The 25,229-nt window shown below is 75.6% G+C and carries 28 protein-coding genes; 20 read left to right on the top strand and 8 right to left on the bottom strand.

The window, feature by feature from the left end:
• Positions 1–60: 60 nt before the first annotated feature.
• On the top strand, positions 61–399 hold the full coding sequence (locus K7I03_RS31475) for a DUF3140 domain-containing protein (protein ID WP_185944806.1): 339 nt from the start codon (positions 61–63) through the stop codon (positions 397–399).
• Between the two features lie 118 nt (positions 400–517).
• The gene (locus K7I03_RS31470; RefSeq protein WP_185944807.1) at positions 518–709 is read left to right on the top strand and encodes a CsbD family protein; all 192 of its coding nucleotides are present in this window, start codon (positions 518–520) and stop codon (positions 707–709) included.
• 198 nt (positions 710–907) lie between these two features.
• On the opposite strand, the gene K7I03_RS31465 is transcribed toward K7I03_RS31470, so the two are convergent.
• Positions 908–1,882, bottom strand: coding sequence for a quinone oxidoreductase family protein (locus K7I03_RS31465; RefSeq protein ID WP_185944808.1), 975 nt, complete (start codon positions 1,880–1,882; stop codon positions 908–910).
• Between the two features lie 187 nt (positions 1,883–2,069).
• Here K7I03_RS31465 and K7I03_RS31460 point away from each other — a divergent pair, with 187 nt between their 5' ends.
• Entirely contained in the window at positions 2,070–2,636 is a 567-nt protein-coding gene (locus K7I03_RS31460; RefSeq protein WP_185944809.1) for a flavodoxin family protein, read from the top strand.
• Positions 2,637–2,852: 216 nt separating this feature from the next.
• On the opposite strand, the gene cynS is transcribed toward K7I03_RS31460, so the two are convergent.
• Together cynS and K7I03_RS31450 are read right to left on the bottom strand one after the other, a co-directional pair.
• Positions 2,853–3,323, bottom strand: a complete 471-nt coding sequence (gene cynS / locus K7I03_RS31455) for a cyanase (protein WP_185944810.1) — start codon at positions 3,321–3,323, stop codon at positions 2,853–2,855.
• Positions 3,324–3,458: 135 nt separating this feature from the next.
• The gene (locus K7I03_RS31450; RefSeq protein WP_185944811.1) at positions 3,459–4,085 is read right to left on the bottom strand and encodes a carbonic anhydrase; all 627 of its coding nucleotides are present in this window, start codon (positions 4,083–4,085) and stop codon (positions 3,459–3,461) included.
• Between the two features lie 127 nt (positions 4,086–4,212).
• Between K7I03_RS31450 and cynR the strand changes: the two genes are divergently transcribed.
• Together cynR and K7I03_RS31440 are read left to right on the top strand one after the other, a co-directional pair.
• Entirely contained in the window at positions 4,213–5,121 is a 909-nt protein-coding gene (gene cynR / locus K7I03_RS31445; RefSeq protein WP_185944812.1) for a transcriptional regulator CynR, read from the top strand.
• Positions 5,122–5,166: 45 nt separating this feature from the next.
• Positions 5,167–5,634 carry a hypothetical protein gene (locus K7I03_RS31440; RefSeq protein WP_185944813.1) on the top strand — a complete coding sequence of 156 codons (468 nt, stop codon included), beginning with the start codon at positions 5,167–5,169 and terminating at the stop codon, positions 5,632–5,634.
• Here the strand turns inward: K7I03_RS31440 and K7I03_RS31435 are convergent.
• Positions 5,606–6,328, bottom strand: a complete 723-nt coding sequence (locus K7I03_RS31435; protein WP_185944814.1) for an alpha/beta fold hydrolase — start codon at positions 6,326–6,328, stop codon at positions 5,606–5,608. The genes K7I03_RS31440 and K7I03_RS31435 overlap by 29 nt on opposite strands.
• Positions 6,329–6,501: 173 nt before the next feature.
• A complete protein-coding gene (locus K7I03_RS31430; RefSeq protein ID WP_185944815.1) occupies positions 6,502–6,990 on the bottom strand; it encodes a hypothetical protein in 489 nt (162 codons plus the stop codon).
• Positions 6,991–7,084: 94 nt separating this feature from the next.
• On the opposite strand from K7I03_RS31430, the gene K7I03_RS31425 reads away from it, so the two are divergent.
• On the top strand, positions 7,085–7,576 hold the full coding sequence (locus tag K7I03_RS31425) for a hypothetical protein (RefSeq protein WP_185944816.1): 492 nt from the start codon (positions 7,085–7,087) through the stop codon (positions 7,574–7,576).
• Positions 7,577–7,596: 20 nt separating this feature from the next.
• On the opposite strand, the gene K7I03_RS31420 is transcribed toward K7I03_RS31425, so the two are convergent.
• The 3 genes from K7I03_RS31420 to K7I03_RS31410 form a co-directional block, all read right to left on the bottom strand.
• Positions 7,597–8,199 (bottom strand): GTP-binding protein, encoded by a 603-nt coding sequence (locus tag K7I03_RS31420; protein ID WP_185944817.1) that lies wholly within the window; start codon positions 8,197–8,199, stop codon positions 7,597–7,599.
• Between the two features lie 279 nt (positions 8,200–8,478).
• On the bottom strand, positions 8,479–9,102 hold the full coding sequence (locus K7I03_RS31415; RefSeq protein WP_185944818.1) for a DUF4232 domain-containing protein: 624 nt from the start codon (positions 9,100–9,102) through the stop codon (positions 8,479–8,481).
• Between the two features lie 75 nt (positions 9,103–9,177).
• The gene (locus K7I03_RS31410) at positions 9,178–10,380 is read right to left on the bottom strand and encodes a 4-hydroxybenzoate 3-monooxygenase (RefSeq protein ID WP_185944819.1); all 1,203 of its coding nucleotides are present in this window, start codon (positions 10,378–10,380) and stop codon (positions 9,178–9,180) included.
• Between the two features lie 460 nt (positions 10,381–10,840).
• On the opposite strand from K7I03_RS31410, the gene K7I03_RS31405 reads away from it, so the two are divergent.
• The 14 genes from K7I03_RS31405 (at position 10,841) to K7I03_RS31340 (ending at position 25,073) form a co-directional block, all read left to right on the top strand.
• Complete coding sequence (locus tag K7I03_RS31405) at positions 10,841–11,377, top strand: hypothetical protein (RefSeq protein WP_185944820.1); 537 nt, start codon at positions 10,841–10,843, stop codon at positions 11,375–11,377.
• A gap of 58 nt (positions 11,378–11,435) precedes the next feature.
• On the top strand, positions 11,436–12,524 hold the full coding sequence (gene gmd / locus K7I03_RS31400; protein ID WP_185944821.1) for a GDP-mannose 4,6-dehydratase: 1,089 nt from the start codon (positions 11,436–11,438) through the stop codon (positions 12,522–12,524).
• The gene (locus tag K7I03_RS31395) at positions 12,521–13,465 is read left to right on the top strand and encodes an FkbM family methyltransferase (RefSeq protein WP_185944822.1); all 945 of its coding nucleotides are present in this window, start codon (positions 12,521–12,523) and stop codon (positions 13,463–13,465) included. The genes gmd and K7I03_RS31395 overlap by 4 nt, the downstream gene beginning before the upstream one ends.
• Complete coding sequence (locus K7I03_RS31390) at positions 13,453–15,192, top strand: N-acyl-D-amino-acid deacylase family protein (protein ID WP_185944823.1); 1,740 nt, start codon at positions 13,453–13,455, stop codon at positions 15,190–15,192. Before K7I03_RS31395 ends, K7I03_RS31390 begins: the two co-directional genes overlap by 13 nt.
• A 305-nt stretch (positions 15,193–15,497) precedes the next feature.
• On the top strand, positions 15,498–16,667 hold the full coding sequence (locus tag K7I03_RS31385) for an aspartate aminotransferase family protein (RefSeq protein WP_221903389.1): 1,170 nt from the start codon (positions 15,498–15,500) through the stop codon (positions 16,665–16,667).
• Positions 16,664–16,939, top strand: coding sequence for an acyl carrier protein (locus tag K7I03_RS31380; RefSeq protein WP_224347312.1), 276 nt, complete (start codon positions 16,664–16,666; stop codon positions 16,937–16,939). Before K7I03_RS31385 ends, K7I03_RS31380 begins: the two co-directional genes overlap by 4 nt.
• On the top strand, positions 16,936–18,066 hold the full coding sequence (locus tag K7I03_RS31375) for a beta-ketoacyl synthase N-terminal-like domain-containing protein (protein ID WP_185944824.1): 1,131 nt from the start codon (positions 16,936–16,938) through the stop codon (positions 18,064–18,066). The genes K7I03_RS31380 and K7I03_RS31375 overlap by 4 nt, the downstream gene beginning before the upstream one ends.
• A complete protein-coding gene (locus K7I03_RS31370; RefSeq protein WP_185944825.1) occupies positions 18,066–19,280 on the top strand; it encodes a hypothetical protein in 1,215 nt (404 codons plus the stop codon). Before K7I03_RS31375 ends, K7I03_RS31370 begins: the two co-directional genes overlap by 1 nt.
• A 2-nt stretch (positions 19,281–19,282) precedes the next feature.
• On the top strand, positions 19,283–20,653 hold the full coding sequence (locus tag K7I03_RS31365) for a class I adenylate-forming enzyme family protein (protein WP_224347311.1): 1,371 nt from the start codon (positions 19,283–19,285) through the stop codon (positions 20,651–20,653).
• A 47-nt stretch (positions 20,654–20,700) separates the two neighbouring features.
• Entirely contained in the window at positions 20,701–20,991 is a 291-nt protein-coding gene (locus tag K7I03_RS31360; protein WP_185944826.1) for an acyl carrier protein, read from the top strand.
• 84 nt (positions 20,992–21,075) lie between these two features.
• Entirely contained in the window at positions 21,076–22,023 is a 948-nt protein-coding gene (locus tag K7I03_RS31355) for a BtrH N-terminal domain-containing protein (RefSeq protein WP_224347310.1), read from the top strand.
• Positions 22,020–22,760, top strand: a complete 741-nt coding sequence (gene fabG / locus K7I03_RS31350; RefSeq protein WP_185944828.1) for a 3-oxoacyl-ACP reductase FabG — start codon at positions 22,020–22,022, stop codon at positions 22,758–22,760. The genes K7I03_RS31355 and fabG overlap by 4 nt, the downstream gene beginning before the upstream one ends.
• Positions 22,761–22,794: 34 nt before the next feature.
• Positions 22,795–24,084, top strand: coding sequence for a glycosyltransferase (locus K7I03_RS31345; RefSeq protein ID WP_185944829.1), 1,290 nt, complete (start codon positions 22,795–22,797; stop codon positions 24,082–24,084).
• Positions 24,081–25,073: a Gfo/Idh/MocA family protein gene (locus K7I03_RS31340; protein ID WP_185944830.1), complete on the top strand. Its 993-nt coding sequence runs from the start codon at positions 24,081–24,083 to the stop codon at positions 25,071–25,073. The genes K7I03_RS31345 and K7I03_RS31340 overlap by 4 nt, the downstream gene beginning before the upstream one ends.
• The last annotated feature ends 156 nt before the right edge of the window (positions 25,074–25,229 follow it).

Here is a 25,229-nt window from a genome sequence, read left to right as displayed (position 1 = left end):
ACCGGCCCGGCGATCGGCAACGCGTGCCCCGACGGCATTTTCCGGCCATGAGGAGGCACCGTGGCAGCGTCCGGCAACGTGAGCACCGAGCTCTGGGACGAGTTCCACACGGCGGTGAACATGACCTCGCGCGAGCTCCAGGACTGGCTGAACGTCCAGGGGGCCGGCGAACGGGCCGAGGAGGTCCCCGACCGCGCCGGGCCGCCCGCCGGGCGGCAGGTCCTCGACATCCTGGCCAAGCGCCGCACCGACCTCACCGAGGACGACGCCCGCGTCATGCGGCGCGTCTGCGACGTCGTCCGCTCCCAGCGGAGCCCGGACCGGGAACCGGAGGCCGGCGGCACACAGTGGCGGCACGGCCTGATGAACATCGGCCACGACCCGCTGAAACCGTCCTGACCCCGCGTGCCACGGCCACGGCGTGCGCGCCGGGCCACGGCGATCGACACTGGAAGCCGGGGAGCGGGCGCCGCCCGCCCTCCCAGCCCCTGCAAGCGAAGCGAAGGGCAGCGCCGACATGAGCGCCAAGGACAGGACGAAGGCCAAGGCCGATCAGACGAAGGGCCGCCTGAAGGAGACCCTGGGCCGGATGACCGGCGACCGCCGGACCCAGAGCGAGGGCCACCTCCAGAAGGTCAAGGGCGAGCTCCACGACGCGGTCGCGAAGGCCCGGCACGCGGCGGAGCGGAAGCAGCACAAGGGCAGGTGACGCCGCGCGCCCGGCGGCGGCCGGGTGCGGGGTGCCGGCCGTCCGCCGCGGGCACCCGGCGGCGGGGGGACTGGTCGGCCGTGCGGTACGACGGCGGTCCGGCCGCCGGCGCGGACGCGTGCACGGGCCGGGCCGCGCCGCTTGCTCGCGCCGCCCGGTGATCGCCCGGTAGCCGGCCGGCGGTCGGCCGACCCGTACTCAGCCGGCCACCCGCAGGAGCAGCTTGCCCGTGGTCGTGCGCGTCTCCATCAGCCGGTGCGCGTCCGCCGCCTCCGCGAGGGGGAACTCCGCCGTGACGGGCAGGCGCACGGTCCCCTCGGCGACCGTGCGGAAGGCCCGCGTCGTGAGCGCGCGCACGGCCTCCGGCTCGGTCGCCACGAGCGTGAGGAGCGAGAAGCCCGCGACGGAGACCGCGCCGGGGAACAGCTCCCGCTGCCCCAGCCGCCACGGTTCCGCCGCGCTCGCGTTGCCGTAGGAGACGAGGCGGCCGAAGGGCGCGAGCGCCTCCAGGCTTCGCCGGAACGTCTCGCCGCCGACGGGGTCCAGCGCGAGGTCCACGCCCCGGCCGCCGGTGGCGGCGCGCACCTCGTCCGCGAAGTCCCCGACGAAGACCTCGTCGTACCCGTGGGCGAGCGCGTACTCGGCCTTCGCCGCCCCCGACACCACGCCGAACACCCGTCCCGCGCCCGCGGCCTCGGCCAGCTGGCCGAGCACCGTGCCGACGCCGCCCGCCGCTCCCTGCACGAGCACGGTCTCGCCCGCGCGCAGCCGGCCCGCCTCGTGGAGGAGCGCGTGCGCGGTCGGCAGGACGGTGGGGAGGGTGGCGGCGGTGCGCAGGTCGATGCTGTCCGGCAGGGTGAAGACCGTCGTGGCGTCGACGACGACGGTCTCCGCGTAGCCACCGCCCGGGGTGAACGCCGCCACCGGCCGGCCGGCGTCCAGTCCCGTGACGCCGTCGCCGACCGCCCGGATCCACCCGGACACCTCGAGGCCCGGCACGAAGGGCAGCGAGGGCACGCGGTAGCCGTCGCTCCGCGACTTGACGTCGGCGAAGTTCACCCCGGCGTACGCGACGTCGATGGCTACCTGCCCGGGGCCCGGCCGGGGGGCCGGGACCCGGGTCTCCGTCAAGACCTCCGGGCCACCGAACTTCTCGAACCGGACAACACGCATGGCAGCCACCCCTCATCGAGTGTTCAACACGAAACGAACACTCGAAGTGTATGGTCACCATCGAACACCCGGCAATCGGCGCGACCGGGAATGAGATCGCGGACGGCGATGTTGCGACCCTCGACGGAAGGCCGTGACCGCCACGGCCTTCGGCACGTCACCGACACGGCCAGGGGGATACATCACCATGAACGACGCCGACCGGCGCTTCCTCTTCCTGCTCGGCAGTTCCCGCACCGGCGGGAACACCGAAGCGCTCGCCCGGCACGCCGCCGACCAGTTGCCGCCGCGGGTGACCCAGCGGTGGCTGCGGCTCGGCGACCTCCCGCTGCCCGCGTTCGACGACCTGCGCCATGCCGGGCGGGACCGCGACGAGCCGGCGGGCAACGAAAGAGTGCTGCTAGACGCCACGTTCGAGGCGACGGACCTCGTGATCGCCTCGCCGCTGTACTGGTACAGCGTGTCCGCCTCCACCAAGCTCTACCTGGACTACTGGGGCGGCTGGCTCAACACGCGGGAGCTGCGCTTCCGGGACCGAATGCGCGGCAAGACGATGTGGGCCGTCACGACGACGAGTCACGACGTCGACACGATGGCCGACCCCTTGCTGGGCACCCTGCGGCTGTCCGCCGAGTACATGGGCATGCGCTGGGGCGGTTCCCTGATCGGGCACGGCAACCGGCCCGGCGACATCCACCGCGACACCACCGTCCTGGCCTCCGCCAAGACGTTCTTCGCGGCCGGGGACCACTGACGGCGGCCGCGTCCCGGCACCTGCCGCCGCCCCCGCACGGGAGGCGGACGTCCCGCGCTCACCGGTGGTACCGGTGCCACCGGTGAGCGCGAGCCCGTGCGCCCAGGGGCCGGAAGGACCTCGGGTTCAGAAGGACCTCGCAGGTCAGAAGGGCTTCGTGGGTCAGAAGGGCTTCGTGGGTCAGAAGGGCTTCGTGGGTCAGAAGGGCTTCGTGGGTCAGAAGGGCTTCGTCGGCAGGTACTTGCCGTCGAGCGTGATGACCGCGCGCTCCCCGCCCTCCGGGTCGGCCACCTTCTTCACGTCGAGCCGGAAGTTGATGGCGCTGATGATGCCGTCGCCGAACTCCTCGTGGATCAGGGCCTTGAGGGTCGTGCCGTAGACCTGGAGCATTTCGTAGAAGCGGTAGATGGTCGGGTCGGTCGGGACGCCGGCGCCGAGGGAGCCGCGGGTCGGGATGGTCCGCAGCAGCGTCACCGCGTCCTCGTCCAGGCCGAGCAGCTCGGCGACGGACCGCGCGGACTCCTCCGGCAGGGCGTGCTGGCCGAGGACGGCGGCGGTGACGAAGGCGACCGAGAGGCCGGCGGCGTCGGCTATCTGCTGCCAGGTCAGATCGCGGCGGGTCTTGGCCGCCACGGCGGCTTCGGCGAGCCGCAGGCGGGCGGTGGGGTCGAACTGGGCGTGCTGCATGGACGGTTCCTTTCAGGGGTGCCGGTCCGCGGGTGCGGCGGCCGGGTGTCAGGGCTTGATATGGGGCGCGGGCTCATCACGTGGGAGGATCCGCGCTCGCCGTCGGAAGCCGGGCCTGCGCGGCCGGGGCGGGGCTCAGGCCGGCAGCGTGGCGCGCGAGGGGACGGATCCGGTGGCGGAGCCGTTCACGGGCAGTTCCTCGACGGTGCCGGTCGCGATGTCGAAGACCCAGCCGCGCAGGGTGAGCGCGCCCCGGGCCAGCGCTCCGGCGACGCACGGGTGGGTGGCCAGGTTCGCCAGCTGCGTGTGGACGTTGGCGCGCACCAGGGCGTCCACGGTCCCCGCCGCGGGCGCCTCGGCGGAGACCCGCGCCCGGGCGGCGTCCGCGTGGCGCAGCCAGTCCGCGACGGCCGGGGTGGCGCTCAGGTCGCGGCCCTCCGCCAGCGCGGTCATCGCCCCGCAGTACGAGTGTCCGCAGACGACGACCTCGGCCACGCCGAGCACGCCGACGGCGTACTCGATGCTCGCCGCCACGCCGTCCGCGCCGGGGGCGTACGCCGGGACGATATTGCCCGCGGTCCGGACGACGAAGAGTTCGCCCGGCTCGCCCTGGGTGATCAGCTCGGGCGGGACCCGGGCGTCGGAGCAGCCGATGAACAGGACTTCCGGTGCGTGGCGGCCGGCCAGCCGGGCGAAGAGGCGCGCCTTGGCCGGGAAGACGTCGCGTCGGAAACGGGCGACGCCCCGGGCGAGGTCGTGCATGATCGCTCCCTTCGGTGGGGGTCAGCCTCGGGGATGGGCTGACGTTCCTCACCCTGCACGACCAGCACCCATAGCGTCCAAGAGCTGCTGCCCATGTGTCCCATTGATGTCATCTATGGTGGGGTCCATGGCCCTGGAACTGCGTCACCTGCGCTATCTGCTCGCGGTGGCCGAGCACCGCAACTTCACCCGAGCCGCCGAAGACCTGCACATCTCCCAGCCGACCCTCTCCCAGCAGATCAAGCAGCTGGAGCGGACGGTGGGCGCCCAGCTGCTGGACCGCACGGGCCGCGCCGTCCGGCTGACCGACGCCGGGGAGGTCTACGTCCGGCACGCCCGGCGCGCGCTGCGCGATCTCGCCGCCGCCGAGCGGGCCGTGCGGGACGTCCGGGACCTGTCCGAGGGGCGGCTGCGGCTGGCGGCGACCCCGACGTTCACCGCGTACCTCATCGGCCCCCTCACCGCCGAGCTCCACACCCGCCACCCGGGCATCACCCTCACCTTCCGGGAGATGGCCCAGGACGAGCTGGAGGCGGCCCTGCTCGCCGACGACCTCGACGTGGGCATCGCCTTCGACGGACCGCACCAGCCGGGCATCGCGGCGGCCCCGCTCTTCACCGAGACGCTGAGCCTCGTCACAGGCCCCCGGACCGACGGGCCGGCCGCCGCCCCTCCCCTCTCCCCGCACGAGCTCGCCCGCGTCGAACTCGCCCTTCTCAGCGCCGACTTCACGACGCGCGGGCATGTCGACGCCTACTTCGCGCTCCACCGGGTGAGCCCGCGCATCGCGGTCGAGGCCAACTCCCTCCAGGCGCTCACCGAGATCGTCCGGCGCACCGGGCTGGCCACCGTGCTCCCGGACGCCATCGCGGAGGACGATCCGCGGCTGATCCCCGTCGCCGTACGGCCGCCCCTCCCCTCCCGCACGGTCGCCCTGCTGCGCCGGGAGGCCGCGTACCACAGCGCCGCCGCCCACGCGTTCACCCGCCTCGCCCACGACCACGTCCGCACCGCCGGCCACGCTCCTCCGCCATGAAGGTCCCCGTGGCCACACCGGCCCCTCACGTGATCAGCTGACGCCATGGAAGCGATCTGGACGAGTGCCGTGGCGGTCGTGGGGACGCTGCTCGGCTCGGTGATCACGCATGTCCTCCAGCGCCGGGTGTCGGAGCGCGGCGAGTCGTTCGCCCGGTCCGAGGCGCTCCGGCGCGAGCGCATGACGACCTACAGCGCGTTCGCCGAGGCGATGGAGGACTACCGGCACGGCCAGGCGGACCGCTGGTACAGCGGCCGGGAGGCCCCGGGCACCGAGGCGTACGTCGCGGCGCGGGACGAGGCCCACCGCCGCCGCACGGCGGCCCGGCAGGCGCTCTACCGGGTCCGGCTCCTCACCGACGACCCCGAGGTGAACGCCGCCGCCGAGCGCGCCTACGCGAGCACGTGGGAGATCTCGACCGCCCGGGACCAGAGCGGCCGGGACGCCCTCGACGCCCGGTCGAGGCGGGCCATAGAGGAGTTCGTCAACAGGGCCGCTCCGCTGGTGCGTTGAGGCCCGCCGCGTCGAGGAGCACGTCCGCCAGCTCGCGCGGCCGGGAGAACATCGGCCAGTGGCCGGTGTCGAGGTCGGCCCGCCGCCAGAGTGGCCCCGTCAGCAACCCCCGCACGGCATCGCCCGGTTCGTCGCCGGCGAGGCGGCAGAGGACGTACGTCGCCGGCAGCTCGTCGAGGGGCCGGGCCAGGACGGCGGGTTCGGTGAGCGTGGCGCCGGGGTGCGGAGTCGCTCCGGCCACGATCCGGGCGATCTGCTCTTCGGTGAGCCCGTGCCCCGCGTAGTGGGCGGCGGGCACGGCGGGCCAGAAGCCGCCGTGCCCGTCGATCTCCGCCGTCACCGCCGCCCCGCCGTCGGGCCAGGCGGAGACGAACGACGCGCCGTCGGACGGTACTTCGGCGTCGACGAACACGACGCGCCGCAGCCGGTCGCCGATCCGCCCGGCGGCCTGGCCGACCGGGATGCCCGCGTAGCTGTGGCCGACGAGGACGACGTCGCGCAACTCCCGCCGCTCGACCGCGTCCACGATGTCCCGGACATGGGTCCGCTGCCCGGCGGGCACACCGCGCTTCTCGGCCAGCCCGGACAGCGTCAGCGGATGGACGCCGTGCCCGGCCGCGCGGAGGTGCGGCACCACGTCGTCCCACGCCCACGCGCCGAGCCGGGCGCCCGCGACCAGTACGAAGTTCACCATGGGCGCACGGTAGTTGCAGGGCCCGCGCGGCGCGCGCGAATTTCCGGAGGCGGTATAGCTGGTGCCGGCGCGGCGGAGGGTGGCCCCGGCCCCTCCCCCAGAGGGGGCACCCCCATTTCACCGTTTCCTCGGGAGGGCCCGCACCCCGGTGAAAGCGGCTTCGCCGCTTGTCCTCAATCGCCGGACGGGCTGGTTTCCAGCACCCGCACCCGGTCGGCTGCCGGGTCGTAACCCAGCACCGGGTTCGCGTAGTCGCCCCCGCCGCTCATGCCGACCGGCTTGCCCAGCCGGCGGCCGAGGGTGCGGAGGAAGGCGCACAGGGTGTCGACTCCCCACTGCCCTTGGAGCTCCCGGAGGTCGACGTCGAAGTCGATCTCGTCGGCGGACATCAGCCAGAAGATCACGGTGACGCCGGGAACCGGCTGGACGTGCAGGTCGGCCGAGTCCGCGTCCGGGGGGCGCGACAGGACGTCGGCGGCGGGCGGCAGCGGCGCGGGGACGCCGCCCACCCGGAACTCCCACTCCCACCCGCTCGACCGGACCAGGTCGAACACCGCCTGCCAGTCCTCGGCCGAGGTGCCCGGCACGGTGAGGTACGGGAGCTCCCCCATCAGGTCGGGGTCGAAGAGGTTCCTGACGTCGTTCCACAGCAGATCCGGCATCCCGCCATCGTGCCCGTACGGCCGCCCGGGCGCAGCCGGATTACGGCCGCCGCCCGGCGCGGCCCGCCCTGCGCGCCGGTCGTAGGGTGACGGGATGGGCAACACCTTCTTCGCCGGTGACGACGGCCTGTACCTCAGCAACGGGGGCACGGCGGTCTTCGTCGACGTGCTCACGCTGGCGGTGTCCGCGCTGGCGGAACGGCCGTGGGACTACCGGTTCGCCGCCCTGCTGGCCCGGCAGGACCAGTCCGTGATGGGGCGGGGAGCCGTCGGCTTCGACCTGGCCGACCTCGACTGGGGGCGGACCGGCCCGGAGCGGGCGGAGGCCAAGGACTTCGTGCTGCGGGTCACCGACCTGGCGCTGCGGCGGCACCGCTGGGACGAGCTGAACTACTTCCCGCCGTTCGCGGAGAAGTACCTGCGCCGGTTCCGGGAGTTGGTCGAGGCGTTCGACCCGGCCGCGGCCCGGGACGACGGGTACACCTTCCCCGGGCCGGACGAGGCGGCGACGGCCTCGTGCGTACGGCACCGGGTGCTGAGCTCGCTGCCCCTGCTGGAGGGCTGCGTCTTCTGCTTCGCGGGCTGACGGCCGCGGGCGCGGTCGCGTCAGACGTGCATGCGGGCGTCCAGGGTCTCCATCAGCTCGATGACGGACGCCTCCCAGAACAGGTCGCCGGCCAGGGCTTGGAGGGCGGAGCCGCGGACGATGGGCACCCGTTCGTCGTCGAGCCCCTGTTCGCGGAGGAACGCGCGGACCGCTCGCTCGGCCTCGTCGGCCGCCTCGGGGTCGGCGAGCGCGTCGCACTTGTTGAGGTAGACCGCGAGCCGGCGCACCCCGGCCCCCCGGGCGAGCCGCAGGTGTTCGCGGGCCTGCGGGGGCACGGCACCGAGGGCCGAGACGACGAGGACGACCCCGTCCAGCGGCGTGTGGCCGAGCAGGTCGCCGACGTGGCGGGCCTCCGTGTCGAAGTGGGTGTAGTGGCACCCGGGTGTGGCGTAGGCGCTGTGGGTGCTGTACGGGGCGAGCGCGGCGCGGGTGCTGCCCGCGGCCTCTACGATCCGCTCCACGGCGCCGGCGTCCTGCCGGTATGCCTTCGCCGCGGCCTTCCCGGCCGCGACGGCCAGCGTGGTCTTCCCGTGTCCCCGGTGCCCGATCGTCCCGATCGTCCGGTGTTTCCGGTGATGTGGTCGTCCGCGTTCCCCGGCCATGATCCCGGCCTCCTTCCGGCCCTTCCGGGCCCGTCCTTCGGTGGCGTACCGCGCGGGTGCCCCGGGCCTCCGGCCGGATGCGGGGGCGTACGGAGTGCGGAAGGTCGCGGACGGAGCGGAATCGTCCGGGTGCCGGGCGGTGCCGTGCGCCCGGCCGGGGGTTCGGCTCCCCGTAGGGGCTTAACCGGCGCTGTGTGTGCGGTGGTTCGGCCGCCGGGCCGCTCGCCCGCCCACCGGAACCGCCGTTCGACGTCCGTACGCGCCGTCGGCCCCGGAGCGTCAGCCCGCCGGCTTCCACGGGCCGACCGCCACCTTGCCCGTGCTGCCGAGGTCCAGGCCGCCCTCCGGTTCGACCGTCTGCGCGGGGACGCCCGGGGCCGGGGTCACCTCCAGGTGCCGGCCGAGCAGCGGGGGCCGGCGGGTGTCGTCGTACGTGTTGCGCCACAGGACGACGGCCACCGCCGCCGCGCCGGGGCGCAGGGTCAGCGGCCGGGCCGGGGTGGCCGGCCCGCCCGGGCGGGTGGCGGCCGTGAGGTCGTCGTGCACGGCGACGTCCAGCGCCTCCCCCTTCTCCCCCAGGACGCGCAGGCGCGGGCGGCCTTCGAGGGTGCGGGGCGCGGTGCCGCAGTTGTCCAGCCGTACGCTCATGCTGCGCAAGCCCATGGCGGCGTCGACGGGCCCGGCCGTGACGCGCAGGCCGTCGCGCGGGCATGCGGCGGCGGACGCTCCCGGCACGGCGGGGGTGCTCCGCGAGGGCCCGGCGGAGGGGGTGCGCGGGCCGGGCCGGCCTCCGGGCTCGTCCCGGACGGTGGGCGCGGGGGCCGGCCGCGCGCACGCGAGCGGCGCGGCCGTGCAGACGATCAGCAGCGCGGCCAGGGAGAGGGTGCGCGGTGTCCGGTTCATCCCTTGATCGTCTCACGGGGGTGCGCGCGTCCGGCGTTCGGCGGGGGCCCGGCCGCTCCCGCGTCGCCGGGGCTTTCATGGCCGCCGAGCGGGCACCACTCGCCCCGTGTACCCCTCCGCGAGGTGTGTGGACGCGGCCGTGGAGCTTACCAGGGCGGCGAGTTCGCCGAGTTGGCGGCGTTCGTCGAAGGCGGTGGCGCCGGGGAGGCGGTGCAGCAGGTTCGTCATCCAGTAGGAGAAGTGCTGGGCCCGCCAGGTGCGGCGCAGGGCGCGGGGGCCGTAGGCGTCGAGGTGCCGGAAGTCGCGGGCGGCGACGGCGCGTTCCACCGCCTCGGCGAGGAGGCGGGCGTCGGAGAGGGCGAGGTTGAGGCCCTTGGCGCCGGTAGGCGGGACGGTGTGCGCGGCGTCGCCGGCGAGCAGCAGGTTGCCGTACCGCAGCGGTTCGCAGACGAAGCTGCGAAAACGCAGCACCGAGCGGTCGAGCACCGGCCCCTCGGCGAGGGCGAACCCGTCGGCGCCACGCACCCGCGCCTGGAGTTCCGCCCAGATCCTGTCGTCCGGCCAGCCGGCGGGGTCCTCGTCCGGGTCGCACTGGAAGTAGAGGCGCTGGACGGACTCCGTGCGCCGGCTGACGAGCGCGAACCCGCGCGCGGAGTGGGTGTAGACGAGTTCGCCGGCGCTGGGCGGTGCCTGGACGAGGACGCCGAACCAGGCGAAGGGGTACGTGCGGACGAAGTGGGTGCGCGCCGCCTCCGGGACGGCGGGCCGGCACACTCCCCGCGAGCCGTCCGCGCCGACGAGGACGGCGCAGCGCACCTCGCGGGGCACACCCTCGGCGTCGGTGAACAGGATGCCGGGGCGGTCCGTGGGGAGGTCGGTGACGCGGGTGCCGGTCACGCCGTAGCGGACGTCTCCCCCGTCGCGTTCGCGGGCGGCGGCGAGGTCGGCGAACACGTCGGTCTGCGGGTAGAGCCATACGTTCTCGCCGACGAGGTCCCGGAAGTCGACGCGGTGGCTCTCGCCGCCGAAGCGCAGGGTGATCCCGGCGTGCGGCCGGCCCTCGCGGCGCACCCGGTCGGAGACGCCGCTGTCGGTGAGCAGGCGGGCGCTGTCCGCCTCCAGGATGCCGGCCCGCTGGGTGCCGCCGATCTCGGCCCGGGTGCGGTGGTCGACCACCACCGAGTCGATGCCCGCCCGGGCCAGCAGGTGGGACGCCATGAGGCCGGCCGGGCCGGCGCCGACGATGCCGACGGTGGTCCGGGTGAGGGCCGGGGGCATGGGGCGTCCTTTCCGGTGCCGGCCGGGTGGCTTTCCGCGAGCGGTGGTACGCGGAACCGCTTTCCCCTACCACCTTGATTAATCAGCAAAACGCACAAGACGACCGCGCACGTTTCCTTCCCCCTCGATAACCCCTCGATATCCCCCCGATACCCCCGACAGCGCCCCGACGGTGTCGGTTCTCCCCCGCCATCCCGACGAGACCCGCGGCGCACCGCGAACCCCCTTTCCAGGAAAGCAGAAGCGGACGCCTCAGGGAAAGACCGGGCGACCGGAGCGAATCCGCACCGCCGTCGCCCCGGGGGCGTGCGACCGCACAAGTTTGCGCGATCGGGCGCCGCTTGACCGTCCGCTTCCCGGCCTCATAGCCTGCTTGGCACCTGATTGTCCGAAGATGCATTCTTCGGCCGGCATTCCCGGGTTCCGGTCTTTTATATGTATGTCATGAAGCGGTGGTGAGATGACCGAACGGCTCGGGGAATTCTCCTCGGCACCACCGCAGACGAGGATGCTCGTGTGCGCGGACGGCTCCACGACGGTGCTGCTCGACGCCCTCGTCGGCGAACGGCTGCGCGTACGCGTCGACCACCAGCGGCAGGTGCGCGCCGCCCGCGTCCGGCACATCGGGTGCGACGTCCTGGGGGCCGCGCCCGACGCCCTGGTGGTCGACCGGCGGTCGCGGATCCTCACCCCGGCCCTGGACGTCATCAGCGTCAACCGCGTCGTGATCGCGGCCCGGCGGTGCGGCCAACTGGTGCCGCCGGACGACGAGTTACTGGGCCCCTACCTCAAGGCCATGGGCCTGTCGCTGACCCGGGAGCCGATCGCCGTGTCGCGCGGCGTCTGGCCGCTGGGCGGGACGGCACCCGCGTGCGTCAGCAAGGAGTACGTCATCGAGTGCGGCGGCGCCGGACGGGTGTACGTCCACGAGCGGTTCAACCCCCGGTACGTGCCCCTGGAGCCCGTACCCCCGGAGCAGGACGGAGCGGCGACATGACGGATCCGGCGGCCGGACGCGGCACGCCGCCCGGCCGGCAGGCCCCGGGGGGAACGCCGTGAAGCGGGCGCTGATCACCGGCATCACCGGCCAGGACGGTTCGTACCTCGCCGACCTGCTGCTGGACAAGGGCTATGAGGTCCACGGCATCGTCCGCCGCAGCTCGACCTTCAACACCCGCCGCCTGGACCACATCTACCGCGACCCGCACGACGCCGGGCGGCGGCTGATCCTGCACTACGGCGACGTACGCGACGCCAGCCGCCTGGTGACGCTGCTCGGCCGGATCCGGCCCGACGAGGTGTACCACCTGGCCGCCCAGTCGCACGTCCGGGTGAGCTTCGACGAACCGGAGAACACCGGCGACATCACCGGCATGGGCACCACCCGGCTGCTGGAGGCCGTCCTCATGACCTCCCGGGACCGGGACATCCGCTACTACCAGGCGTCGTCGTCCGAGATCTTCGGCGCCGCGCCGCCGCCACAGGACGAGCGGACCGCCTTCCGGCCGCGCAGCCCGTACGCCGCCGCCAAGCTCTACGGCTACTGGATGACCCGCAACTACCGTGAGGCGTACGGGCTGTTCGCCGTCAACGGCATCCTCTTCAACCACGAGTCGCCCCGCCGCGGCGAGACCTTCGTGACCCGTAAGATCGCCCGGGCCGCTGCCCGCATCAAGGCCGGCCTGGAGAAGCACCTCTACCTCGGCAACCTCGACGCCGTCCGCGACTGGGGGTACGCCCCCGAGTACGTCGAGGGCATGTGGCGGATGCTCCAACTCGACCGCCCGGACGACTACGTGCTGGCCACCGGGGTCGGCTCGACCGTGCGGGAGTTCGCCGGGCACTGCTTCTCCCACGTCGGCCTCGACTGGCGCCGCCATGTGCGCCACGACGAGGCGTACCTGCGCCCGACGGAGGTCGACGCCCTGGTCGGTGACGCGGGCAAGGCGCGCCGGGCGTTCGGCTGGACCGCGCGGACGCCGGTGCGCCGGCTCGCCCAGATCATGGTGGACGCCGAGCTGGCCGGGCTGGCCGCGGACCGCCGCGAGCCCGGGACGCCGATACCGGTGACCGAACCCCCGGACCACCACGAACGGCCCGAATCCCCCGCGTACGCCCAGGACTTGGAGCGGCCAGGCCCATGACCACCACCGACCGGACCGCCTGGCGGGCCGCCCTCGACCGGCGCGCGCGCACGACCGGGCTCCGCGGGCTCGCACAGCGCCTGCGCCACCCGGTCCGGACGACGTACCCCAGCACCCGCGCGCTGCGCCGGCGGCGGCACCGCGGCGAGGGGCGGCCCTCGGCCGCCCGCACCTTCTGGGGCCAGGAGATGACGATCGCGCTGCCCGAGGAGGTCTCCGTCGCCCTCCACCGCCGCGGCTTCGTCGACTACGACCTCACCGCCTTCCTCCTGTCCCATCTGCGCCCCGGCGCGACGGTGCTCGACGTCGGCGCGCACATCGGCTACTACACCGTGCTCGCCGCCGCCCTGGTCGGCCCCGGCGGGACGGTCCGGGCCTTCGAGCCGACGCCGTCCACGCTCACCGTCCTGCGGCGGAACGCCGGCCGCTTCCCGCAGGCCCGGGTGGTGCCGGCGGCGGTCTGGTCGCGCCACGACGAACTGGTCCTCTACGACCACGGCCTCGGCTACAGCGCCTACAACTCGGCGTTCGAGGCCCGCCTCCCCGAGGCCGTCCGGGCCCGGATCCCGTCCGACCCGTTCACCGCCGAGACGGTCGCCCTCGACGACTACGTCCGCGCCGAGGGGCTTGCCCCGGACCTGGTGAAGATCGACGCGGAGAGCGCGGAGGCGCACGTCCTGGCCGGGATGCGCGGCCTGCTGACCGGGCCGCGGCCCGTCGTCTCGCTGGAGGTGGGCGACCTGGAGGTGGCGGGCGCGCCGCCCAGCCGCACGCTCGTCGACACCCTGACGGCCGCCGGCTACGCGCCGTGGGAGCTGCGCGCCGGCACCCCCGTGCCGCACCGGCCACGGGACCACTACGCGTACGAGAACCTGCTGTTCGCCCCCGCGGGCCACCGGCTCGCACCGCGCGAGGAGGCCGGCCCCCCATGCACGACCTGATCGTCCGCGACGGCACGCTGTACGACGGATCCGGCATCCCCGCCCGCCGCGCCGACGTCGCCGTCGACGGGGGTGTGATCACCCGGGTCGGCCGGGTGCCGGACCGGGGCCGGACGGAGCTCGACGCCGGCGGCCGGATCGTCACCCCCGGCTTCGTCGACATCCACACCCACTTCGACGGGCAGGTCAGCTGGGACCCGCTGCTCACGCCCAGTTGCTGGCACGGCGTCACCTCGGTGGTGATGGGCAACTGCGGGGTCGGCTTCGCGCCCGCCCGCCCGGACCGGCACGACTGGCTCGTCGGGCTGATGGAGGGCGTCGAGGACATCCCGGGCGCCTCGCTGTCCGAGGGCATCACCTGGCAGTGGGAGACGTTCCCCGAGTACCTCGACGCGGTGGAGCGCGTCCCGCGCGTCCTGGACGTCGCCGCGCAGGTCCCGCACGGCGCGCTGCGGGCGTACGTGATGGGCGACCGGGGCGCCGCGAACGAGCCGCCGACCGAGGACGACCTGCGGCGGATGTGCGCGCTCGCCCGCGAGGGGATCGAGGCCGGCGCCCTCGGCCTCTCCACCTCCCGCACCCTCACCCACCTCGCCATCACCGGCGACCCGGTGCCCGGCACCTTCGCCGCCGAGGAGGAGCTGTTCGCCCTGGGCGGGGTGCTCGGCGCGGCCGGCACCGGCGTCTTCCAGCTCGTACCGCTGGGCGCGGGCGGCGAGAAGGTCGACGACCCGCTCGGCGAGATCACCTGGATGCGACGGCTGTCGGCGGCGGTCGGGCGGCCGGTGACGTTCGGCCTCTTCCAGAACGACAACAACCCCGCCGGATGGCGGGAGTTGCTCCAGATCGCGGAGGACGCGGTACGGGACGGCGCGGACCTGCACCCGCAGGTGGCCGGGCGCCCGTTCGGCGTCGTCATCAGCCTGGACTCCACCCACCCGTTCCATAAACGCCCGTCCTACAAGCGGATCGCGCACCTGCCCGCGCCCGAGCGCCGGGCGGCGATGCGCGACCCGGCGCTGCGCGCACGCGTCCTCGGCGAGACGCCGGAGAACGCCGACCCCCGCTCGGCGCTGTTCCCCCAGGGCTACGCGCGCCACTTCCCGATGGACGCGACCGGGCCGGACTACGAGCCCGCCGCCGACCGGTCGTTCGACGCCCTCGCCCGCCGCCTCGGGCGCGACCCCGAGGCCCTGATCTACGACTTCCTCACCTCCGAGGAGACCAGCGGCATGATCTTCCGGCCGCTGCTGGGCTACGCCGAGTACACGCTCGAACCGATCCGCGAGATGCTGCTCCACCCCCAGGCCGTCCTCGGCCTGAGCGACGCCGGCGCGCACTGCCGGCTCATCTGCGACGCCAGCACCCCCACGTCGATGCTCACGCACTGGGCGCGCGACCGCAGCCGGGGGGACCGGCTGCCACTGGAGTTCGTCGTCCGGAAGCAGACATGGGAGCCCGCGCGGCTGTACGGGCTGCGGGACCGCGGGCTGCTGCGGCCCGGCTACCGGGCGGACCTCAACGTCATCGACTTCGAGCGGCTCGCGCTGCGCTCGCCGGAGTTCGTCCACGACCTTCCGGCGGGCGGCGGGCGCCTGATCCAGAAGGCGGACGGGTACGCGGCGACGGTCGTCGCGGGCGAGATCACGTTCCGCGACGGGGAGCCGACGGGGGCGCTGCCCGGCCGGCTCGTCCGCGGCGCCCGGCCCGGGCCGGGCCGCCGGTGAGCGGGGTGGGGCCGGCGGTGAGCACGGCCGGGCCGGCGGACACGACGGACGCGGCGGACGGACGCGGCGGCACAAGCGACGCACCAGGCGACGGACCAGGCGACACGACGAGCGGGCCGGACGGACAGCGGACGACCGGCCGCGGAGGGGAGCACGCCGTGACCGACCCGACGAACTCAAGGGACTCAACGGGCTCAAGGGACTCAACGAGCTCAACAGGTTCAACGGCCTCAACGGGCCCGGCGGACCCGCCCGGAGCCCTCCGGCTCGACAACTCGGCGAAGCTGCTCGCCCGCGGCCGGCTCGTGGACGCGACGCTGTCGGAGAAGGACTACGTCATCGAACGCGACCGGCTGGTCGACGGTGCCTACCCCGTCTACGGCGAACGGGCCCGGGGCGCCCGCGTCTGGGACGCCGACGGCAACGAGTACCTGGACTACATCCTCGCCTACGGCACGATCATCCTCGGCCACGCCGACCCGGCGGTGACCGAGGCCGCCCTCCGGGAGATCGAGGAAGGTTTCTCGATCACCCTCCGCAAGCGGACACAGATCGAGCTGGCCGAGCGGCTGGTCCAGGTGATCCCGGGCGCGGAACGGGTGTTCCTGCTCAAGACCGGCTCCGACGCCACCAGCGCGGCCGTGCGCCTGTCCCGCGCGTTCACCGGGCGGGACCGGGTCGTGCGCTGGGGCTACAACGGGTGGCACGACTGGGCGGCACAGCGGCCGGGCGGCATCCCGGACACCGTCCGGACGCAGGTCGACACCTTCCGGTACAACGACCTGGACAGCCTGCGCGAGGCCTTCCGGCGCCACCCCGGCGAGGTGGCCTGCCTGCTGCTGATGCCCTTCGAACTCGACGCCCCCGCACCGGGTTTCCTCCAGGGTGCCGTCGACCTCGCGCACGAGCACGGCGCGCTGGCGGTCTTCGACGAGATGCGGTCCGGGTTCCGGGTGGCCCTCGGCGGGGCGCAGGAGCTGTACGGCGTCCGGGCCGACCTGGCGACGTTCAGCAAGGCGATGGCGAACGGCTGGGCGGTGTCGGCGCTGACGGGCCGGGCCGACGTGATGGCCATGGTAGGCCGGACGCACATCTCGTCCACGTTCTACTCCAACACCGTGGCGATGGCCGCCGCGTTGGCGACGATGGACCGGCTGGCGGACGGGACGCTCCTGGAGCGGGTGCGGACGCTCGGGACACGGCTGCAGGAGGGGCTGGCCGGGCTGGCGCGGCGGCACGGGGTGCCGGCCCGGGTGCGCGGGGTGCCGCAGATGCCGTTCCTGACCTTCGAGCACCCGGATCCCGGCCGGTCCCGGGTGCTCCAGGACGCGTTCTTCACGGAGACGACCCGCCGGGGCGTGCTGCTGCACCCCACCCACCACTGGTTCGTCTGCGCCGCCACCACGGACGCGGACCTCGACCACACCCTGGCCGCCTGCGACGAGGCGTTCCGGGTCGCGGCGGAGGCGGCGTGACGGCGGACGACGCGGTGGCAGGCGAAGTTCAGCAGGCGATGCTCGCGCGGGTACGGGCCGGGCTCGCGCGCCGGCTGGGCGAGGAGCCGGGCCTGCCGTGGCTGGACGACACCGAGCCGCTGGCGGCCGCGGGCGTCGACTCGGTGCTCCTCATCTCGGTGATCGGGGAACTGGAACAGGAGTTGGGCGTGTCCCTGCCGGACGACACCGTCCTGGAGTCGGCGAGCCTCGGCTCGCTGGCCCGGGCGCTCAGCCGGGGCGGTCGGCGGTGACCGGCGCGGGCCGGCGGCCGGTCGCCGTCACCGGGCTGGGCTCGTGCGGGCCCGGCGGCGTCGGGGTGCCGGCGCTGTGGGAGGCGCTGGGCAGCGGGCGAGCGCACCGGCCGCCCGTCACGGAGTTCGACGTGGCCGGCGCGACGCTGCGGGCGGCGGGCCGGGTGCCGTCGGCCGTCGGCGGGGACGGGGAGTGGCGGGCCCTCGACCTCGCCGGGGCCGCCGTGCGGGAGGCCGTCGACGGGCTGGACGCCGGCGGGCTCGGGCGCGTCGCGCTCGTCCTCGGCACCACGGACCCGGGCGCGGTCCCGCCCCTGCCGGGCCGCTTCCCCGGCGACCTGGCGGCGGCCTGCGCGGAGCGGACCGGGCTGGGCGGCGAGGCCGTGACCGTCGCCAACGCCTCGGCGTCCGGCGCCGCGGCCGTCGCCGTGGCCCGGGACATGGTGGCCGCCGGGGACGCCCCGGCGGCGGTGGCGGGCGGCGCGGACGCCGTGACGGACCTGGCCCTGCTGGGCCTCAACTCGCTGCGGACGCTGGGCCCGGAGGGCTGCCGGCCGTTCAGCGCCCGGCGGCGGGGCATCGGCCTCTCCGAGGGCGCGGCCGTGCTCCGGCTCCAGCCCCTGGACGCGGCGGCGCCCGGGACCGTCCTGGCGGTGCTGGCCGGCTGCGGCCTGACCAACGCCACCGGCCACCTCGCCGCCCCGGACCCCGCCGGCATCGAACTGGCCGTCCGCCTGGCCCTGACGGACGCTCATATCGATCCCGGCGACGTGGACTTCGTCAACGCCCACGGGCCGGGCACCCGGCGTGGCGACACGGCGGAAGTGGCCGCGCTGCGCGCGGTGTTCGGCGACCGGCTGCCCTCGGTTCCGGTCAACAGCGTCAAGGGCGTGCTCTGGCACCTCCAGGGCGGCGCGGGTGCCGTCGAGGCCGTGACGTGCGTGCTGTCGCTGGTCCACCGCGCGGTCACCCCGACATGGGGCGCGGCGCCCGTCGATCCGGCGTTCGACGACCTCGACCTGGTCCTGGAGGACCGCCCCCGGCCCGTGCCGGATCTGCGGACCGCGCTGAGCGTGTCATGCGGCCTGGGCGGGATGAACACCGCGCTCGTCTTCCGGAGGCCGTGATGGAGTCCCCGAGCGATGTCGTGATCACCGCCGCGTTCGCGGACGACATCGACACCGCCGAGCTCTGGCGCGCTCACGCGGCGGACGCCGAGGGCCGCCGGGACGTGAACAAATGGACGGCCGAACTCCCGGAGCGCATCGCCGCCACGGCGGGCCGGGCGCTGGCCCTGGCAGGCGAACTCCCGCCCGCTACCGGCTGCTTCGTCGGCTCCCTCTACGGCTCGGGCCACGTCGCGGAGGCCATCCGCGCCCGCCTGGACGCGGACGCGCGGTCCGCGCTGGCCCCCGAGTCGTTCGTCTACTTCAACGCGCACGGCGTCACGTCACTCATCTGCCTCCGCCACGGCCTGCGCGGCCCCTCCGCCACCCTCGTAGGCCCGGGCGCTGGCCTCCAGGCCCTCGCGGCGGCCCGCCGCCGCCTCGTGCTCGCGGACGACGCCCCGGTCCTGTGCGGCGCCTACGACCTCCTCAGCCCGGCCGCCGCGCGCGCCCGGGGCGGCGCGCCGGTAGCGGGCGCGGCGGTCTTCGTCGTCCTGGAGACGGCGGCGGGGGCGGGGGCGCGGGGGGCACGGGTGCTGGGGCGGCTGGAACCGGTGGAGGTGTTCCGGTGGGAGGGCTCGGGGGTGGGGGTGAGGTCCGGGTGGGCGGAAGAAGGCTCTGCGGCGGACGGCGTCGCGGCGGGTGGTGGTCCGGCGGGTGGTCAGGTGCCGGGCGGCCCGACGGCGGACGACCGGTCAGGGACCGATCGGGCGGCGGACTGTGAGGCGGACCGCACCCTCACAGCGCACGGCAGCGCGACGGGCCGACCGGCACCGGGCGACCCGGCGGCGGGCGACCGGCCGGCCAACGCCCCGGCGCCGGACGGACAGGCGAGCCGTGCCCTGACAGCGGACGATCCGGCCGGAAGCAGGTCATCGAGGGGCGCCAGGACAGCGCGCGGCCCGATGAGTGACGGCCCGGCACGCGGTGGTCCGGCGGCCTATGGCCCGGTGGGACACGGCCGGCCGGAAGGCGCCCCGGCAACCGGCGTCCCGGCCGGGGCGGGCGATCAGGCCGGCGGCGCCCTGTCCGCGGACGTGCGGGCGACCGCGCCGCTCGTCGCGCTGGTCGCCGCGCTCGCGGGCGAGGGTCCGGCCGGCGCGGGGCCGGCCCTCACCGTGACCGCCGCGGGCCGGCGGCACGGATACCGCTGCACCGTGTACCGGGAGGGCTGACCGTGGACGACGCACCGGACACCCCGCTGGACGTCCTCGCCGGGCACCGCCGCGCCGGCCGGGGAGACCGCCCGGCCCTGGCGGACCGGCGGCGGTCGGTCACCTACGCCGAGCTGGAGCGGGACGTCGGCGGCAGGATGCGGGAGTTGGGGGAGGCCGGCATCGGCGCCGGCGTGCCCGTCGGTGTCGTCCTCACCTGCCTGCTGGAGTCCGTGGCCGACTTCGCCGCCGCGCTGTCGCTGGGGGCCGCCGTACTGGTGCTGCAAGAGCGCGCCGGTGGCGCCGAGCGGGCGGCGGCGCTGGACGACTTCGGGGCCGAACTGCTCGTCACCGACGGGCGGGTGGAGCGGCTGAGGACGGACACCGGGGACGCCGGGGGCTCACCCGCGTTCGCCGTCGCCAGCTCGGGGACCGGCGGCCGGCCGAAGGTGATCTCCCGGGAGTGGCCCGGCACGTTCCGCAACTCGGCCGTGTTCGCCGCCGAGTCGGGGCTGGACGCCGACGACGTCGTGCTCACCACCAGTCCGCTCGGCCACAGTTACGCGATCGAGGCGGGCACCCTCGCCGTCCTGGCGGCGGGGGCCTGCCAGGTGGTGCCGTCCGGCCCGCTGACCCCGGCCCGGGCCGCCGCCCTGGCCGAGCGGCACCGGCCGAGCGTGCTGCAGACGGTCCCGCTCGTCCTCGACTGGTGGGGGCGGGGCGGCGTGCCGCGCGCGGGCCGCTGGAAGCGGTGCGTCAGCGCGGGCGAGGCCCTGCCGGCCGCCGCGGCCGCGCCCTGGCACGACGCCGGGGTCCCCGTCCTCGACCACTACGGCAACTCCGAGCTGGGCCAGCTGACCCTCGGCCCGGCCGGTGACGGCGGGGGCGTCGGCCGCCCGCTGCCCGGCGTCGGCCTGCGGGCCGGCACCGACGGGCCGGGGCCGGTGACCGCGCGCTTCCCCGGCCTCTCCCCCGTCCGCATGCGGCAAGGGCGCCCGACGCCGCTCGCCGACGCGGACGGCTGGGTCGCCACGGGCGACCTCGGCGTGCTCGACGCCGACGGCGGGCTCCGGCTGACCGGCCGCGCCGACGCGCTCATCAACGTCGCGGGCAACAAGGTCTCGCCCACCGAGGTGGAGGCCGTCCTGCGCGGCCTGCCCGGCGTGGGCGACTGCGCCGTCGTGGGACGGCCGGGCCCGGCGGGCGGGACGCAGGTGTGGGCGTTCGTCGAGGCCGACGCCCGCGACTTCGACGCGGCGGCCCTGCGCCGCCGGGCCGGCGAGCTGCTGACGCCTGTGAAGGTGCCCTCGGTCATCCGCCGGGTCGACGCGCTGCCCAGAACGCCCAGCGGGAAGATCCGCCGCGGCCCGCTCCTGACGGACGACGGCGGCTGACCCCGTCCGTCCCGTACGACACCTCCACCGGTGAAAGGGAACCGAAGATGACCGACGCCGCCACCCCCCGGCTGCCCGACCGCGAGGACGTGATGAAGCTCGTCACGACCGTCCTCGCGGAACGCCCCCACCTGCCCGACCGGCTCGACGAGAGCACCACCCTGGACGAGATCGGGATGGACTCCCTCGATCTGATCGTGGTGTTCTCCCGCTTCGAGGACGCGTGGGGCGTGCCCTACAGCGAGGAGGAGACCGACTGGACGGTCTTCGACAACCTGGGGCACCTGGCCGACACCCTGGTCGCCCGCGCCCGGGCCGCCGCGCGGGAGCCGCGGTGACGGGCACGGCCGCCGCCGTGCCGCGGTTCGACCCTGGCGCGGCGCTGGGCTGGGGGGGACCGCGCGCTGGACGGGCTGAACTGCGTGCTCCGCTGCGTCGAGGCGGTGCTGCGGTTCCGGGGCCTGGGCCCGCTGGCGGTCGCGCGGGCGCTCAACGGTCCGCTGGACCCGGTGGGCCGGGACCTGGCCAAGGACTTCGACGGCTGCCGGGTGACGTACCGGACGGCGTTCGACGACGGTGCGCGCAACGTGCCGTTCGTGCTGGAGCGGCTGGCCGCCGGGGAGCCGGTGATGGTGCTGCCGGACCGCTACCACCTGCCCGGCGACGTCTACGAGGGCCGCTTCCACTTCCACGACCACGCCGTGCTGGCGGTCGGCTGGTCCCCGGCCGACGGCGTCGTCACCGTGCTGGACACCGACGCCGACCCGGCCGACGGCTTCCGGCGGCGGTGGACGCTGACGCCCGCGCTACGGGCGCTGTTCACCTGGGTGGGCACGGTGACGCCCACCGGCCCGCCGGACGAGCGGGACGCGGCGGAGTACCTGGCCGGGCGGCTGGACCGGGACACCGCGCTGCTGTCCGCCGGGGCACGGGCGCTGCGCGTCCTCTTCGACGAGCTCGACGGGCTCGCCGCGCACGGCCTCGACCCGGTGCCGGCCCGGGCGCTGCACGTGCTCGTCCTGGGCGACCTCCAGCCCCAGTTGTTCCTCTACGCGCAGGCACTGGGCCCGCCGGACGGCCTCTCCCCCGCCGCGGCCGCGGTGCGGACCGCCGCGCTGGACGCCCGGCTGCGGGCCAAGCGGCTCGGCACCGCCCTGATCGCGGCGCACGAGCAGCCGGATCCGCCGGCGGTGTACCCGCGCGTGCTGGCGCTGGGGCGCCCGCTGCTGGCCGCGCTGGACCGGCTGCGGGAGGCGATGGTCGCCGCGGGCGGGCGGGAAGGGACCCCGGACCCCGGGGCGGCGGACCGGCTGCGCGCCCGGTTCGCGCACATCGCGGACACGTGCTTCCCGCTCCCGGAGGCGCGGTGAACGGCCGGGCCGCCCTGGTGACCGGCGGTTCCGGGCCCCTGGGCCGGGCCGTCGCCCGGGCGCTGGCCGCCGCCGGCCACGCGGTCGCGGTGCACGCGCACCGCGACGCGAAGGCCGCGGCGGACACGGCCGACGCGCTGCGGGCGGGGGGCGGGTCCGCCGTGGCGGTGACGGCCGATCTGTCCCTCCCGGACGGCGGGACGCGGGTGGTCGACGCGGCCGTGGCGGAGTTCGGCCGGCTGGATGTGCTCGTCGTCAACTCCGGGATCCACCGGGACCGGCTGCTGCTCGACGTGCCGGACGAGGAGTGGGAGGAGCAGCTGGCGGTCAACCTCGGCGGCGCGTTCCGCTGTCTGCGGGCCGGGGTGCGGGCCATGTTGCGGAGGCCCGGCGGGCGGGTGGTGCTGGTGTCGTCGGTGGCCGGGCTGCGCGGGCGGCCGGGCCAGGCGGCGTACGCGGCGGGCAAGTCGGGGCTGCACGGGCTGGCGTGGACGGTCGCCCGGGAGTACGGGCGGTACGGGCTCACCTGCAACTGCGTGGCCCCCGGGCTGGTCGCCGGGACGCCCGCGTACGACGCCCTGCCGGAGCGGGCGCGTGAGGACGTCGTACGCCGCACCCCGCTCGGCCGGCCGGCCCGGCCCGAGGAGGTCGCCGCGGTCGTGGCCTTCCTCTGCTCCCCGGCCGCGTCGTACGTCACCGGGCAGGTGATCGCGGTGGACGGCGGGATGACGGTCTGACGCCGCATCAAGTGAACGACGGACAGGAGGACATGTGACCGGACGAGTGCTGTTCTTCCCCTGGGGCTGGGGCGGCGGCGCGGCCTACACCGGCCGGTGCCTGGCCCTGGCGGCGGAACTGGCCGCGGCGGGCGCCGAGGTGGCGTTCGCGGACTGCGGCATCACCGCGATGGTGCGGGAGGCCGGGTTCCCCGTGCTGGACTCCGGGCCCGGCGCGCCCCGGCCGCCCGCCCGGCACCCGACGCCGCCGTACCTCCCGTTCGCCGACGTGGAGCGGGTGTTCACCGTCGCGGCGACGTTCCACCGGATCGAGCGCGTCCGGCGGCGGCTGGCCGCGGACGCCCGGCTGATCGGGGAGTTCCGGCCGACGGTGGTCGTCGTCGACATGTACCCCACCGCCGCCCTCGCCGCCCGCGCGGCCGGCGTGCCCGTCGTCTCGCTCGCCGACGCGGACTTCGTCACCCCGCGCGCGAACGGCTGGATGCCGTGGTCGACCGTCGCGCCGCGCGACCTGCTGCCGCATCCGGCCGGTCTGCCCGTCTGGGACGAGGTGTCGCGCGAGCTCGGCCTGGGCCCGGTGGCGCGGGCGGAGCATCTGCTGTGGGGGGACGTCACGTTGGTGTCGAGCGACCCCGGCCTGGAGCCCCTGGACGGGCCGCCGCACCGGGGCGCGCCGCACTACGTCGGCCCGATGTACTGGAACCCGGCCGGCGCCGCCCCGGAGCCGCCGCGCACGGACCGGCCGCGGGTGTACGTCACCATCGGCAGCGGCGGCAACGTGGCCCGGCGGGCGCTCCAGAACGTCCTCGACGCCTGCGCGGACCGGCCCTGGACCGTGTACGTGTCGAGCGGCTTCGCCTTCCAGGGCGGCCTGGTGGTGCCGGACAACGCGGTGGTCGCGGGCTTCACCGGCCTGGACGCGCCGCTGGCCTGGGCGGACGTGGTGGTGAGCCACGGCGGTTCGGCGACGGTGCTGGCCGCGCTGCTGCACGGCAAGCCGTCGGTCGTCATGCCGTTCATGTCCGAACAGGAGCTGAACGGGCGGCAGTTGGCCGAGGCGACCGGCGCGGGGGTACTGCTGCGGACCAGCGCGACGCTGCCCCACGGGCGGCTCGCGTTCACGAACCGTACCTCCGGCCCGGCCGACGGCCCGTACGTGCCGGCCGACGACATCGGACGGGGCATCGAGGACGTCCTCGCCGATCCCGGATACACCGAGCGGGCGGCCGCATGGGGCGCCCGGCTGCGCGCCCGCCGGGAGTCGGCGGACCTCGTCGGCCTGGTCCGGTCCGCCGTCGCGCCGGCCGCGGGGGTACGGCGATGAGCGGGGGCCTGGTGATCGGCCTGCTGGGCTGCGGGCGGATCGGCGCGCTGTACGCCGAGCACCTGGCCGCGCTGGGGCCGCACCGGCTGGTGTGCGTGGACGTCGTCCCGGACCGCGCCGAGGCGCTGGCCCGGAAGGCGGCCCGCGGGTCCGTCGCGGACTCGGCCGAGGTCCTGCTGTCCCGGGGCTGCGACGCGGCATTGGTGACGGCGGCCACCACCAGCCATCCGGAACTGGTCGCGGAGCTGGTCGGCGCGGGGGTGCCGACGCTGTGCGAGAAGCCGCTGGCCGTGGATCCGGCGACGACGGAGGCGCTGGGCCGGGCGGCCGACCGGCGGGGCGTGCCGCTGTGGGTGGGGTTCCAGCGCCGCTTCGACCCCGGCTTCGCGGGCCTGCGGGCCCGCGTGGCCGCCGGCGACCTGGGCCGGCCGCACGTGCTCCGGCTCGTCTCGCACGACATGGCCCCGCCCCCGCTCGCCCGCCTCCGCGAGAGCGGCTCGGTCTTCACCGACCTGATGCTGCACGACTTCGACCTGGTCCGCTGGCTCACCGGCCGGACGGTCGTCCGGGTGACCGCCGACGGCGCGGCGCTGGCCTGCCCCGAACTGGCGGACCTCGGCGACTTCGACACGGTCACGGCCATGCTCCGGCTCGACGACGGCACGCTCGCGGTCCTCACCGCCGGCCGCCGGCAGCCGCTGGGCTACGACGTGCGGGCCGAACTGCTGGGCGAGCGGGGCAACCTGGAGGCGGGTCCCACGGGCGCGTCCGAGCCCGGCGCGGGCGGCGCGCCGGCCCCCCGCCACCAGGGCTACTGGGACCGCTTCGGCACCGCCTACCGCACCCAGCTGCGCGCCTTCCTCACCACCGCGACCGGCGGCCCGCCCGACCCGGCGGCGGGCGGCTGGCGCGACTCCCACGCGGCCCTGCGCTGCGCGCTGGCCGCGGAGCGGTCGGTGGCGGGGGGATCGGTTCCGGTGGCGCCGTGAGGGGACGCGAGGCGGTGAGGGGCCGCGGGGCGGTGAGGGGGATGTGCGGGACGGCCGGGGCCGCCTGGGTGCGCCCAGCGGTCGGGGCTGGCCCCGGGGCCGGGGCCGGCGGGGCCGGGGCCGGCGGGGCCGGGGCCGGCGGGGCCGGGGCCGGCG

It is taken from the genome of Streptomyces mobaraensis (assembly GCF_020099395.1).
GTDB lineage: Bacteria > Actinomycetota > Actinomycetes > Streptomycetales > Streptomycetaceae > Streptomyces.
Note: the sequence above shows the minus strand (reverse complement) of the source record. Positions and strands in the feature narration are given on the sequence as shown.